We start from the raw sequence: 12,999 nt of genomic DNA on the forward strand, positions 1-12,999 counted from the left end.
GACGCAGGGGCGAATTCGGATAGAGTACCTGTCCTGGAGGCCCCATCATGCCTTTCGGCTGCTGGGGCGCGGTGAGAAAAATCCGATGCTTTCGCTGCTGTCGCCACGCTGGAAAGGGATGCCCTACGGCCTCGGAGCGGCTCTGGCCCTCCTCGCCGCCCTGGCCGGCGCCGCGGTCCTCGGGGGACCCCGGGGCCTGGCCCTCCTCCTCGCCGTCGCCGCGGTGCTGGCCGGCCTGGGGGAGGCCGCCCGGAGAAGCCGCGCCCGCCGGCGCCGCGCGGAAGCCGATCGCGACCGCTTCTTCACGCTGCCCCTGGACATGCTGTGCATCGTGGGCCCCGACGGCCGCTTCCGGCGCCTGAGCCCGGCGTTCACCGAGACCCTGGGCTGGAGCCTGGAGGAACTCCTGGCCCGGCCCTTCCTCGAGTTCGTGCACCCCGGGGACCGGGACGCGGCGCGGCGGGAGGCGGAACGCCAGGCCCGGGGCGCCGGGACGGTGTTCCAGTACGAGAACCGGTACCTCCACAAGGACGGCTCGTGGCGATGGCTCTCCTGGCGCTGCGTGCCCGAAACCGACGGCTCCACGTACGCCACGGCCCGGGACATCACCCTCTTCAAGGACGCCGAGGCCGCCCTGCACCTGAGCCAGGAGGCCCTGGTTGAGAGCGAGCACCTCCTGCGCTCCCTCAACTCGGAACTGGAGCGGCGCGTGGAGGCGCGCACCGCGGAGGTCCGCCAGGCCCTGGCGACCCTGGACGCCACCGAGGACGGCGCCTTCATCTTCGAGCCCGGGAGCCTGCGCTTCACCTACGTCAACGAAGGCGCCGTGCGCCAGACGGGATTCACCCGGGCCGAGCTCCTGGGCAGGACGCCCCGGGACCTGCTTCCCGGGGACCAGGGCGAGGGGTTCGAGGGATTCCTCGCCCTGGTGGCCGGGGGGGGCTCGCGCCAGATCACCACCACCCACTGGACCAAGGACGGGCGCGAGGTTCCCGTGGAGATCAACGTGCAGTACATCGCCTCCGCGGAAGGCCCACCCCGCTTCATCTACGTGGCCCGGGACATCACGGAGCGCCGCCAGCAGGATCTCGCCGCCCACCGCTCCCAGCGGATCGAGGCCCTGGGCACTCTCGCCGGGGGCGTGGCCCACGACCTGAACAACGCGCTCACGCCCATCCTCATGGGCGTGGAGGCGCTGAGGGAGCAGTTCCCGGACGCGGCCCCCGGCATCGTGGACCTGCTGGAGGCCAGCGCCCGGCGAGGGGCCGCGCTGGTGCGCCAGCTGCTGGCCTTCGCCCGGGGCACGGAGGGGAGGAAGGAGCCCCTCCTGAGCCGCCTCCTCCTCACGGAGCTGGCCACCCTCCTGAGGAGCACCTTCCCCAAGAACATCGAGGTGGAGCTCCTCTGCCCGGAGGACCTGCCGCCCCTGTGGGGGGACGCCACCCAGATCCACCAGATCCTCCTGAACCTCAGCGTGAACGCCCGGGACGCCATGCCCAACGGGGGCAGGCTCACCCTCGAGGCGCGCGCCGCGGAGATCACGGGCCCGGTCCCCGGCGCCCTTCCCGCGTCGAGGCCGGGGCCCTGCCTGGTGGTGGAGGTGCGGGACACCGGCACCGGCATTCCCGAGGGACTGCTCACCAAGATCTTCGATCCCTTCTTCTCCACCAAGCCCATCGACAAGGGCACGGGCCTGGGCCTGGCGACGGTGGTGGCCATCCTGAAGGGCCACGAGGGCTTCCTGCAGGTGGAGACCGTGCCGGGCCGCGGCACCACGTTCCGGATCCACCTTCCCCTGGCCCGGGCCGGCCTCAGCCCGGGCCAGCACCAGGATCCCGAAGGCGAGCTCTCCGGGGAGGGGAGGACCCTGCTGGTGGTGGACGACGAGCCCGCCGTGCTCACCATGGCGGCCATCGTCCTCCGCCGCCTGGGCTTCGAGGTGGTGGAGGCCGTGGACGGCGTGGCCGGCCTGATCCGCGCGGAGGACCACCGGGAGCGCCTCTGCGGCGTGATCACCGACCTGCACATGCCCGCCCTGGACGGCCTGGATTTCGTGCGCTCCCTGCGGCGGATCCTGCCGGCCATCCCCATCATCGTCTCCAGCGGCAGGCTGGACGAGGAGGCCCGGGAGGCCTTCGGGAACCTGGGCGTGGGGGCCTACCTGGACAAGCCCTTCTCCGAAGGGCAGATCCGCGAGGTGCTCCGGGAGGCGGGGCTCCTGGGAAGGAAACGGAAGAACCTGAAAGTCTAGTGTTTGTTCGAAATTTTTGGACGGGGATGGCTTGAACCTCGGCCGATCGGCACATCGCGCGTGGCGAATGCAAGGTACGTGTCTTGGCATGGCACGAACCTTTTGCGGCGGTGAACCCCGGGGAAAGGATCAAACGCTGGGGCGCAGAGGTCTCGCTGGGGCGCTGGGAGTTCAACCCGGGGTGGGAAGGGCCGGCGGGTCACGACTGCTTGCTGACCCGGATGCTTACAGAGCCGGGCTCCGGACCAGCCATGGCGCGCGCTCCTCGTCCGTCACGAAGCTGGCGAGGAGGCTGTTGCGGGCCACGGTGGCCAGGTCCTTCCGGGTCAGGCCCAGGCCTTCCGCGGTCTCCAGGTAGTTGCGGGCCACGTAGCCGCCGAAATAGGCGGGGTCGTCGGAGTTGATGGTGACCCGCAGGCCCGCGTCCAGCATGCGCTTGAAGGTGTGATCGGCCATGGTGGGGAAGACCCGGAGCTTCAGGTTGGACAGGGGGCAGACCGTGAGGGGGGTCTGGTCCCGCGCGAGGCGCGCCACCAGGGCGGGGTCCTCCAGGCAGCGCACGCCGTGGTCCACGCGCTCGGCGCCCAGCAGGTCCAGGGCCTCGGTGATGTAGGCCGCCGGGCCCTCCTCGCCGGCGTGGGCGACGGCGTGAAGCCCCAGCTCCCGGCACCGCGCGAAGACCCGCGCGAATTCGGACGGGGGATGCCCCGCTTCCGAGGAATCCAGGCCCACCCCGTGGATGCGGGCCAGGTGGGGCCGGGCCTCCTCCAGGGTGGCGAAGGCCCCGGCCTCGGGCAGGTGGCGCAGGAAGCAGAGGATGAGCCTGGAGGAGATCCCCAGCTCCTCCCGGGCCCGGGCCGCGGCCCGCTCCAGGCCGTCCAGCACCGTGGCGAAGGGGACGCCCCGGGCCGTGTGGGTCTGCGGATCGAAGAAGAGCTCCGCATGCACCACCCCGTCCTCCGCGGCCCGGCGGAAGTAGGCCCACGCCAGGTCGAAGAAGTCCTCCTCCCGCACCAGGACCGCCGCCCCCGCGTAGTAGATGTCCAGGAAGGACTGCAGGTCCTGGAAGGCGTACGCGGCCCGGGTGGCCTCCACGCTGGCGAAGGGCAGGGCCACCCCGTTGCGCCGGCCCAGCTCGAACATCATCTCCGGCTCGAGGGTCCCTTCGATGTGCAGGTGCAGTTCGGCCTTGGGCAGGGCCCGGATGTACGTCGCGAGATCCATGGTGCCTTCCTTCGGATTTTCTCCCCCCATGATCCCTGATCCCGCCCCAGATTCCTAGCCTGGCCAAGAGGGGGTACGTGTCCCGGACCTTCGCCACTGATTCGCTGACGCAGGCAAGCTGCGTCAGCGGAGGGCCCACGGCGGGAGGTTGAGCGGAAGTGTTGGCACACTCCGGCTTCGATGATGATTGCGGGCATAGGGAGAGGGGGGCTCTCCTGGGGGGCCTATGTTCCGGCGACACGCTTCAAGTGATCCGGGATGGAGGCCGGTTCGCGCCGACGCTGATCACCTTCGGCTTCATGGCTGGGGAGGTCGGGGCGAAATCGAGCGTGCGAAAAATAGAAGTGTGTGAGGGGTGCGGACTGATCAACGTCGGCGCGAACGGGTCTCCATCCCGGATCACTTGAAGCGTGTCGCCGGGACATAGGCCCCCCCGGGGAGCCCGGGTTCCCACCGGGCCCGGACCGTCCATCGAAGCCGGAGTGTGGCAACACTTCCCCCTAACCTCCCGCCTTGGGCCCTCCGCTGACGCAGCTTGTCTGCGGCAGCGAATCCCTAGCGCAGGTCCGGGACACGTGCGCCCGCTTGGAAAACGTCTACCGATGGCAGGTGGCGCAGGATTCCAGGCCCTTGGCGGGGCTGCGAAGGTAGACGGCGTCCTCGCCGCCGAAGGCCTTCCGCTCGGCTTCGGGGATGCGCGGCCAGTAGAGGGAGAAGGCCTGGGTGCCGTCGGCTTTGGCCTCCCGCATGTAGAGGGGGCCGGGGGAGCCGTTGGCATCGGTGCTCATGACGGCGTAGGCGCCGATGGGCAGGGGCTTTCCGGCGGCCAGGGCGTCGCTGCCGGAGGCGGTGACCCAGGTGCGTGCCAGGCGGCCGCCGTGGGCGCGGCTGCGGAAGGGGGCGGGGCGCAGGGGTTCCAGGCTGGCGTAGTCCAGGGCCCGGACGGGGAGCTCGGCTTCGGCGTCGTTCTTCCGGGCGTCGATGGCTTCCTGGGCGGCCTTGTTGGTCTCGGCGTTGCCGAAGACCATGACCCCGCCCAGGCGGCCCACGTAGCCCCAGGTTCCGGCCCAGAGGATGGTGCCCGCCAGGCACGCGGTGGTCCACCGCATGCGGTCCGGCTCGTGGTAGGACTTGCGCAGCAGGAGGAGGTTCAGGACCCCCACCCCGAACCCGGCCAGGGCGGTGAGCTCGTGGAGGCGCAGCACCCGCTGGAGGGCCTGCCCCCGGGAGGCCACCACGGGCACATAGCCGTCCGACGGGATGAGGCTCAGGAGCCGGGCCCAGTAGAAGCCGCTCAGCAGCGTGAGCAGGCTGCCCCCCAGGGCCAGGAGGCCCACCCGGAAGGCCATCCGCCGCCAGGTCTGGGGGTACCGGGAGCGGTGGGCGGCCACCAGCATGATGGGCAGGACCACCACCATGCCCAGGGGCACGTGCACCAGGGCCGGGTGTTCCCGGGAGAACAGCTCGAAGAGCGCCGCACCCATGGCTAGAAGGTCCGGGCGACGTTGAACCCCAGGGCCCACTGGCCCGTGGAGCGCGCCCCGCCTCCGTAGTCCCCCGACAGGACCTGGTTGGTGGTGGTGCCCGTGGCGTTCGTGGCCACGAGGGTGAACCGGTGCTTGAAGGTCTTGTAGGTGAACCCCGCGGAATAGCCGGGCCTGAAGGTCCGGTCGACCTTCGAGGGGCGCGGGTAGTACTCGCCCACGAACCCGAGCTTGTCCGTGATGTCCACGCGCAGCCCCGCCCCGGCCGTGAAGACCGGCTTCTTCTGGGTGGTGGTGCGGCTGAGGTAGGTGGGCACCACGGACAGGACCGCGAAATCCCCGAGGAAGAATTCCGTGGGCAGCTGGTAGGCCCCGCCGTTGATGCCCACCGTGCCCACGGGGGTCTCGGCGCGCTTGACTACCTCGTCGAAGCGCTCGGCGCGGAGCGACATGCGCACGTAGTCGCCGTTGAGGATGCGCTGCTGGAGGGCGAAGGTGAAGGTCTTGTTGTCGGCGGTGCGGTACAGGATGACGTTCAGGCCCTTGACGGGCTTGATCCCGAAGTCCACCCCCAGCCCGGGGTAGGCGTAGCCGTCCAGGCCGTAGGCGTCCTTGCCGTGGCCCGAGGCGGGGGTGGAGAACCGGTGGGTGAAGGCGATCCCCATGTCCCAGAACTGCATCATGTCGCCCGTGGGCAGATTGACGGCCAGCGGGTATTCCGAGGACTCGGCCAGGAGGAGGGCCGGGGCCAGGCACAGGGCGGCGGTTCGCAGGTTGGCGATCATGGGAACTCCTGGTCAGTGCCGGGCGCCGAAGGGCCGGATGATATCGGTGACCATCTTCTGGGCCTGCTCGGGGGTCAGCTTGCCCTTGAAGGCGGGCATCTTCTCCTTGCCTTCCAGGGTGATGCGCACCCAGTCGGAATCCTTCTTGCGGCCCGCCTTGCGGCTGTCGGTGAAATCGAAGCCATTGTCGGGCAGGGGGCTGCCGGCATTGTCGCGGCCGTTGCCGTTCACCCCGTGGCACCGGGCGCAAACATCCAGCCAGTACTTGGGATAGTCCCCCCCGAAGGGCGGGGGCTCCTTCTTGGGCTGGGCCGCCAGGGTGGCGCCGCAGAGCAGGACGGCAAGGGCGAGGCGTGGAATGGACATGATCTCTCCGAGGTGGGGGCCTACCAGGCCCGGTTGTTGTGGTTCTCGCCGTGGCAGGTGAGGGTGCAGGTGCGGTTGGCGGCGTTGTAGACGGAACGGCTGCCCAGGTACTGGATGGTGTCCCCGGCCGGGCCTTCCATGGCGGGCGTGTTGAGGTGGGTGAAGTGGGCCAGGGCTCCGGGCGTGCCGTTGGCCATGCCGTGGCAGTCGGTGCATTGGGCGGCCACCTCCGACCCCAGGTGCTTGCCGTGCTGGCCCGAATAGTAGCTGTTGCTCTCGGGCACGCCCAGGGCCGTGCCCCGGGAATGGCAGGCGCGGCATCCCGCGTCCCCGGAGGTGCCGGCGGAGTCCAGGGTCCCGGTCCGCCAATTGGGCGAGGGCAGGGCCCCGTGGCAGCTCACGTTGGAGCAGGTGAGGGTGGCGGGCGCGAACGCCGCGGCGCCGGCCTTGGCGTTGTAGGTGCCCGAGAACCCCGTGGGCGCCGGGGGAACCCGCAGCGCGTCCGCGCCGGGGCGGGCGTTGGCGTGGGCGTAGTGGCTCTGGGTCCCCGCATCGGAGTTGGTGTGGCAGACCCCGCACTGGGCGGCCACCCCCGCGAGGGCATTGTGCCTCGCGTGGGCCCCGGCCACGTCGGGGAAGGCCGAGCCCGCCGGAGGATTGCCGTGGCAGGAGGCGCAGTTGGCCACCGTGAGCGGGGACCCCGCGGTGTGGCAGACGGTGCACAGGGGCGCCGTGGCCACCGGCGAACTCCCGGTGACGGCGTGGCAGCTGGAGCAGGTGGCGTTGAAGGCCGTCGCGGTGCCGGCGCCGGTGTGCCCCGTGCCCAGGTAGGGCACCGGGTGGCTGGGCCCGCCCTTCCAGGAGGAGGCGGTGTGGGCGTGGCCGTGGCAGGTGACGGTGCAGTTCTGGTTGGCCTTGTCGTAGACGTTGGCGGTGCTGCCCAGCAGGAGGATGGTGTCGCCGGCGGGCCCCTCCATCTGCGGGGTGTCCAGGTGGGCGAAGTGGTTGGCGGCGCCCGGGGTGCCGTTGGTCATGCTGTGGCAGTCGGTGCACAGGGCCCCCACGCCCGCGGCCAGGTGGAAGCCGTGGAGGCCGGACCAGGCGGCATTGTTCTCGGGGGTGGCCTGGGCGGTGCCCACCTGGTGGCACTGGCGGCAGCCTGCGTCCGTGTTCACCGCGATGGTGCCCTGGCCCCAGGCCGGCGTGGGGATGCCGCCGTGGCAGCTCACGCTGGAGCAGGTGAGCACGGTGGGATCCAGGGCCGCCGTTCCGGCCTTGGCGTTGAAGTTCCCCAGGAGCGCCACCGGGGCGGGCCGGGTGGCGGTGCCCATGCCGGGGCGCGCATTGGCGCGGTTGTAGTGCTCCAGGGAGCCGGAGTCGAAGGTGTTGTGGCAGGTGGAGCACAGGCCCGTCACTCCGGCCAGGGTCTCGTGGGCGGCGTGGGAGCCCGCGATATCCGGGAAGGCCGTGCCCGCGGGGGGCTTGCCGTGGCAGGAGGCGCAGGAGGTCAGGACCAGGGGCGAGCCGGCCTGGTGGCAGGTGGCGCAGGTGGGGGCGCCCGCCAGGGGCGAGGTGCCGGTGACGGCGTGGCAGGTGGCGCAGCCCGCGTTGAAGGTGGCCTGGGTGGCGGCGGTGTGGAGGGACCCCTGGAAGGGCACCGGATGGTCGGGTTGACCGGGGCCGTTGGCGTGGCAGGCCACGGCGTTGGAGGAGCCCGCGAAGCAGCTGGGGGCCGCGGGAAGGGGGGCGGTGCGGCCCTTGGTGTAGTCGTGGCAGACCGGGCAGGCCAGGTCCCGGTTCTGGGCGTTGCGGTGGGAGGGCGTGTAGCCCGGGAAGGTGTCCACGGGCGCGGCGCTCCACACGGTGGAATGGGCCCCCGCCGCGGTGTGGCAGGAATCGCAGGCCGTGGAGACGGAGCCCCCGCCGAAGGAGGTCGTGCCGGGAGTCCCGTGGCAGGACTGGCAGTAGAGGAGGTTCTGCTTGGCCTGGAAGCCGTGGAAGGCGCTGCTGGTGGCCTCCCGCCACGCCGCCCCCAGGGGGTGGGGCGCCGCGGCCGGCCCGTGGCACATCGTGTTGTTGAAGCAGGAGGGCACGGCCCCGGCGGCGGCGGATTGGGCCGGGTGGCCCGGGGGATTGCTGGCGGAGCCCGCCAGGTGGCACCGGGCGCAGAGGGCGGCGTTGGAGGGATCGGTGGTGCTGTGGGTGAGCCCGGCCGGATCGTTCCAGGGCCGGGCCGGGTGCGGGGCCGGCACGCCGTGGCAGCTGGCGCAGGACACGGCGGAACCCCCTCCGGCGAAGTCGGCGCCGTGGCAGGTGGCGCAGGATGCCAGGCCGCCGCCGCTGGCGTCCTGGGCGGATTTCGCCCGGAGGCCGTGGGAGGCCGCGAGGCTGAAGCCCGGCACCGTTCCATGGTGGCAGGCCGCCGTCATGCAGTTGGGGATCCCGCTGCCCACCTTCAGGACGGTCATCTCGTGGCAGGTCCTGCACTGGTCCAGGCCGGCCAGGGCCTGGCCCGGGTGCACATCCAGCCAGCCCTTGGGGTGGTGGTTCCCCTTGGAGGCTCTGGATCCCCCGCCACAGCCCACGAGGAGGGCCGCCGGCAGGAGGAGGCCCAGGGAGAGCCCCCGCCGGAATGATTTAAACATAACTGCCAAGCGCGAGGATCGCCCCATGGCCGTGGAACTCCTTCAAAGATGGTATGAGAAGCTGATCGGAATTTTAGGATCGTAGCATAAGCAAAATCGGGAATTGGTTTGAAATTTCACGTTCCGGCCAGGCATTAGGTGTTTAAACATGTATATAAAGATGATTTAAGTCATATTATTTCAAGATTCATTTTGAAGATGAGTAGATCCTATTTTTGAACCACGAAGAACAGCCTTCGGAAGGGCAGGAGAAGGCTCCCGTCCGCGCAGAGGGGGAAGGCCTCCCGGACCCCCTCCAGGACCCGGTCCTTGAAGAAGGCCTGGTCCCCGGGGTCCAGCCGTTCCAGGTAGGGGCGCATGCCGGTGGTCTCGAACCATTGCACGACGGCTTCGGGGCCGGGCAGCACGTGGTGGTAGGTGGTCTCCCAGAGGTCCACCCCGGAGGCCAGGGGGGCCAGCGTCTCGTAGTAGAAGCGGGGATCCTTGAAGGTGAGGGTCGATTCCTCCGAGGGCAGGCGTCCCCCGAAGCGCGGGTGGGCGGCGGCCTTCTCCATGGCCAGGCGGGCCGGGGAGTCCTTTCCGGTGGGCATCTGCACCGCGAGGAATCCTCCCGCGGCCACCCGGTCCATGAGCCGGGGCAGGAGCCGATGGTGGTCCGGAAGCCACTGGAGCACGGCGTTGGAGAAGATGACGTCGAAGGGGCCGCCCTCGAAGGTGGCCAGGTCCCCCACCACCCAGTGGCCTCCGGGATGGCGCTTGCGGGCCGCTTCGATCATCTCGGGGGCCTTGTCCAGGCCGGTGATCCGGGCGCCGGGCCAGCGCTCCCTCAGCACCTGGGTGCTGTTGCCGGGGCCGCAGCCGGTGTCCAGCACGGTGGCGGGGGCGGCGGCGGGAATGCGCGCGCACAGGTCCCGGGAGGGGCGGGTGCGCTCCTGTTCGAAACGGAGGTAGGCGTCGGGGTTCCACATGGCGAGGATTCTACCGCCGCTGGTCCTCCGGGAGGTCCAGGCCCAGGGTGCCCCCGGGATTCATGATGCCGCCCGGGTCGCAGTGGCGCTTGAGGGCCCGGAGCAGGTCCATGTGGGCGGGGCCCAGCTGGCCCTCGATCCAGGGCGCGGTCATGCGCCCGATGCCGTGGTGGTGGCTGAGGGCGGCGCCCTGGGCGCGGATGGCGTCCAGGATCCCGGCCTGGTAGGCCAGGTAGTCGGCCTTGGCGTCCATGCGGGTGATGAAGATGAAGTAGAGGTTGGCCCCCTGGGGGTAGCCGTGGGACATGTGGGTCATGCAGAGGGTGCCGGGACGGGCCTTGCAGAAGGCCCGCACCTCCCGGTGCACCCGCTCGAGGCTGTCCCAGGTGACCGAGCATTCCAGGGTGTCGGTGAGGATGCCGAAGTCCTGCAGGTCCTCCCGCAGGTAGGGATCCCGGAACCGCCCATGCTCCCAGGCCCGGGTCACCAGGCCGGTGATGGGCAGGGCCCCGTGGCGCCGGGCGACGCGGGCCACATTCCGGCGGACGTTGCGGGCGTAGCCCCTTTCGCCGTCGCTGGAGCCCAGCAGAAGGCAGCGCTTGCCTGGGCGCAGGCCCCGCAGGCCCAGGAGGGCGTCGGCGGCGGGGCCGTCGACGCCGTACAGCTTGAGGGCCACGTCGGTCTCCTCCGGGTCCGACAGGCGGAAGACCGATGGGAACCCGGCCTCTCCCTGGAGGATCTCCCGGGCGGCGCGGCAGGCCCGGGGCCAGTCCGGGAACATGTAGCCGAAGCGCAGGCGGTTCCCGGGCAGGTGCCGGAAGATGCGCAGGGTGATCTCCGTGACGACCCCCAGGACGCCTTCGCTGCCCAGGAGCAGCTGGTCCAGGTCCGGCCCCGTGGCCGCGGCGGGGTGGACCCCGGTGCGCAGGACGCCCGCGGGGGTGACGCACTCCTGGGCCAGCACCAGGTCCTCGATCTTGCCGTAGTAGGTGGAATTCTGCCCGGCGCCCCGGGTCACGGCCCATCCGCCCACGGTGGAGAATTCGAAGGACTGGGGGAAGTGGCCGCAGGTGAAGGGCCGGGAGGCGCCGAAGAGCTCCGGGGCGGCGTTGAGGAGCTTCTCCAGCTCGGGCCCGTACATGCCGGCCTCGACGGTGACGGTCTGGTCGGCCTCGCTGAAGGCGACGACCTTGTGCATGTGCCGGGCGAGGTCCAGGGAGACCCCGCCCCGGGGGCACTCCAGCCCGCGTGTCACGGAGGATCCGCCGCCCCGGGCCGTGACGGCGATGCCCCGCCGGGCGCAGAGTTCCACGATGCGGGCCACCTCGTGGCGGTTGCGGGGGTAGAGCACGGCATCCGGGAGGTGCTCCGCGAGGCCCTCCCGCAGGCGCAGGAGGTCCAGCATGGTCTTGCCGCTGGCCGCCGCGATGCGGGTGAAGGTGTCCGTGGCCACGCCGCCCTCCCCCAGGAGGGTCCGCAGGGTAGCCAGGTCCCCGGATCCGAGGCGGCAGGGCAGGGCCAGGTCCACCGGGGCCTCGCCAGTGCGGGAAGGCGCCCGGAAGTCCTCGTCGCCCATGGCGAAGGCGCGCTTCATGAGGCGGAAGAGGCGGGGGTTGGGGTGCTTGAATTCGCCGGGCGCGCCCCACTTGAAGAGGGAGCGCCAGGAGCCCGGAGGCGGCGCGGCGTGGATCCAGGGGGGCTGGGGTTCAGTCTTCATCGGAGGCCCTCGCGGGATAGTTCACGATGGACCGGATCTCCTGGTACAGGGGCTTGAGCCTGGCATAGAGCCGGCGGTAGACCCTCCGGTAGAGCTGGTCGTAGAGCGCGGCCTCGGCGGGGCGCGGGCGGTAGGTGCGGCCGTGGCGGACCATGGCGGCGACGGCGTCGGGCAGGGCCGGGTAGAGGCCCACGCCCACGGCGGTGATGGCGGCCGCCCCCAGCCCCGCGGTCTCGAAGGTCTCCCCGGCGGTGAGCTCGCGGCCGAGGATGTCGCAGGTGAGCTGGCAGATCTCCCCCGACTGGGTGGCGCCGCCGGAGATGCCGATGCGGGATATGCGCACGCCCCCGGCCTTCTCGATCCGCTCCAGGCCCTCCCGCAGGCCGAAGGCCAGGCCCTCCAGGAAGGACCTGTAGATGTAGCCGCGGGTGTGCACGTCCCCGAAGCCGACCATGGAGCCCTTGGTGCCGGGCATCTTCAGGCTCGGGCCCCAGTGGGGCAGGGTGACCAGGCCCATGGAGCCCGGGGGCACGTCCCGCAGGAACCGGTCCAGGATCACTTCCGGGGGCACGCCGCTCCGCCGGGCCTCGTCCACCTCCGCCGGCGCCAGCTCCCGCTTGAACCAGGAGATCATCCAGTACCCGCGGAAGATCTCCACCTCCGGGTTGTGGTGCCCGGGCATGGCCGCGGGGTAGGGGGGCATGAAGGCCACCGGCTCGAAGTACCTCGGGGAGCTGGTCTGGACCGTGGCGGTGGTGCCCAGGGAGAGGCTGGCCATGTCCTCCCCCACGCAGCCGATGCCGATGGTCTCGGCCCCCTTGTCCGAGGCGCAGGCCACCACGGGAAGCCCTTCCGGGAGCCCCGTGGCCCGGGCCGCGTCGGCCGTGACGGTGCCCAGGACCGTGCCCGCGGGCACCAGCTCGGGGAGCAGGCCCCGGTCGATGGGAAAGAGGAGGGCGGGCAGCTCTCCCTTGCGGGCCCAGCGCATCTTCTTGTAGTTGAATGGGATATGCCCTATCTGATTGGCGACGGAATCCCGGAAGGCGCCCGTGAGGCGATGGTTCAGGAACCCGGAGACCTGGAGGACCTTGGTGGTGCGGGCCCACACCTCGGGCTGCTCCTGGCGCACCCAGCTGGCCCGGCACTCCTTCTGGGTCTTCTGAACCGCCTCCAGCATGCCCACGGCCCAGAAGGCAAGGCGCTTGAACCATACGGGCCGGTACACGGTGCGGGCCTTGCGGGTGTCCAGCCAGGTGATGGCGGGGCGCGCGGGAGCGCCGGCGCGGTCCAGGAAGACCAGGGTGTCGCGCTGGGTGGTGACCCCCACGCCGCGCACGGCGTCGAAGGCCTCCCGGGCCTCGAGCTTCAGGGTGCCCACGGCTTCGCAGAGGCTGGTCCAGTACAGCTCGGGATCCTGCTCGGCCCAGCCGGGGCGGGGGCTCCGGTAGGGCTCGTACTCGATCTTCACCTTGTGCAGGAGGGTGCCGTCCTTGGCGAAGAGCATGGCCCGGAGGCTCTGCGTTCCGCAATCCAGGGCCAGAAGCGTGTCGTCCATGGGC

The 12,999-nt window shown here is 70.9% G+C and carries 9 protein-coding genes; 1 reads left to right on the top strand and 8 read right to left on the bottom strand.

Going from position 1 to position 12,999, the window contains the following annotated elements; genetic code table 11:
• The first annotated feature begins 118 nt into the window (after nucleotides 1-118).
• Complete coding sequence (locus tag R2J76_RS02320; protein ID WP_316414163.1) at nucleotides 119-2,251, top strand: PAS domain-containing hybrid sensor histidine kinase/response regulator; 2,133 nt, start codon at nucleotides 119-121, stop codon at nucleotides 2,249-2,251.
• A 225-nt stretch (nucleotides 2,252-2,476) separates the two neighbouring features.
• Here the strand turns inward: R2J76_RS02320 and R2J76_RS02325 are convergent, their stop codons facing one another.
• The 8 genes from R2J76_RS02325 to R2J76_RS02360 all read right to left on the bottom strand — a co-directional run bounded on the left by R2J76_RS02325 (nucleotide 2,477) and on the right by R2J76_RS02360 (nucleotide 12,995).
• Complete coding sequence (locus R2J76_RS02325) at nucleotides 2,477-3,475, bottom strand: adenosine deaminase (protein ID WP_316414164.1); 999 nt, start codon at nucleotides 3,473-3,475, stop codon at nucleotides 2,477-2,479.
• A gap of 596 nt (nucleotides 3,476-4,071) precedes the next feature.
• On the bottom strand, nucleotides 4,072-4,959 hold the full coding sequence (locus R2J76_RS02330) for a hypothetical protein (RefSeq protein ID WP_316414165.1): 888 nt from the start codon (nucleotides 4,957-4,959) through the stop codon (nucleotides 4,072-4,074).
• A 2-nt stretch (nucleotides 4,960-4,961) separates the two neighbouring features.
• Nucleotides 4,962-5,744 carry a DUF5777 family beta-barrel protein gene (locus tag R2J76_RS02335; RefSeq protein ID WP_316414166.1) on the bottom strand — a complete coding sequence of 261 codons (783 nt, stop codon included), beginning with the start codon at nucleotides 5,742-5,744 and terminating at the stop codon, nucleotides 4,962-4,964.
• Nucleotides 5,745-5,756: 12 nt separating this feature from the next.
• Nucleotides 5,757-6,110, bottom strand: a complete 354-nt coding sequence (locus tag R2J76_RS02340) for a c-type cytochrome (RefSeq protein WP_316414167.1) — start codon at nucleotides 6,108-6,110, stop codon at nucleotides 5,757-5,759.
• Between the two features lie 20 nt (nucleotides 6,111-6,130).
• A complete protein-coding gene (locus tag R2J76_RS02345; protein ID WP_316414168.1) occupies nucleotides 6,131-8,755 on the bottom strand; it encodes a hypothetical protein in 2,625 nt (874 codons plus the stop codon).
• 209 nt (nucleotides 8,756-8,964) lie between these two features.
• A complete protein-coding gene (locus R2J76_RS02350) occupies nucleotides 8,965-9,723 on the bottom strand; it encodes a methyltransferase domain-containing protein (RefSeq protein WP_316414169.1) in 759 nt (252 codons plus the stop codon).
• Nucleotides 9,724-9,733: 10 nt separating this feature from the next.
• Entirely contained in the window at nucleotides 9,734-11,440 is a 1,707-nt protein-coding gene (locus tag R2J76_RS02355; RefSeq protein WP_316414170.1) for an FAD-binding oxidoreductase, read from the bottom strand.
• Complete coding sequence (locus R2J76_RS02360; protein ID WP_316414171.1) at nucleotides 11,430-12,995, bottom strand: FGGY family carbohydrate kinase; 1,566 nt, start codon at nucleotides 12,993-12,995, stop codon at nucleotides 11,430-11,432. The genes R2J76_RS02355 and R2J76_RS02360 overlap by 11 nt, the downstream gene beginning before the upstream one ends.
• Between the last annotated feature and the right edge of the window lie 4 nt (nucleotides 12,996-12,999).

The organism is Mesoterricola silvestris (assembly GCF_030295405.1).
GTDB lineage: Bacteria > Acidobacteriota > Holophagae > Holophagales > Holophagaceae > Mesoterricola > Mesoterricola silvestris.

Excerpts from the sequence above, each read along its gene's own strand:
- R2J76_RS02320 (WP_316414163.1), top strand. The coding sequence starts at position 119 with ATGCCCTACGGCCTCGGAGCGGCTCTGGCCCTCCTCGCCGCCCTGGCC.
- R2J76_RS02325 (WP_316414164.1), bottom strand. The coding sequence starts at position 3,475 with ATGGATCTCGCGACGTACATCCGGGCCCTGCCCAAGGCCGAACTGCAC.
- R2J76_RS02330 (WP_316414165.1), bottom strand. The coding sequence starts at position 4,959 with ATGGGTGCGGCGCTCTTCGAGCTGTTCTCCCGGGAACACCCGGCCCTG.
- R2J76_RS02335 (WP_316414166.1), bottom strand. The coding sequence starts at position 5,744 with ATGATCGCCAACCTGCGAACCGCCGCCCTGTGCCTGGCCCCGGCCCTC.
- R2J76_RS02340 (WP_316414167.1), bottom strand. The coding sequence starts at position 6,110 with ATGTCCATTCCACGCCTCGCCCTTGCCGTCCTGCTCTGCGGCGCCACC.
- R2J76_RS02345 (WP_316414168.1), bottom strand. The coding sequence starts at position 8,755 with ATGTTTAAATCATTCCGGCGGGGGCTCTCCCTGGGCCTCCTCCTGCCG.
- R2J76_RS02350 (WP_316414169.1), bottom strand. The coding sequence starts at position 9,723 with ATGTGGAACCCCGACGCCTACCTCCGTTTCGAACAGGAGCGCACCCGC.
- R2J76_RS02355 (WP_316414170.1), bottom strand. The coding sequence starts at position 11,440 with ATGAAGACTGAACCCCAGCCCCCCTGGATCCACGCCGCGCCGCCTCCG.
- R2J76_RS02360 (WP_316414171.1), bottom strand. The coding sequence starts at position 12,995 with ATGGACGACACGCTTCTGGCCCTGGATTGCGGAACGCAGAGCCTCCGG.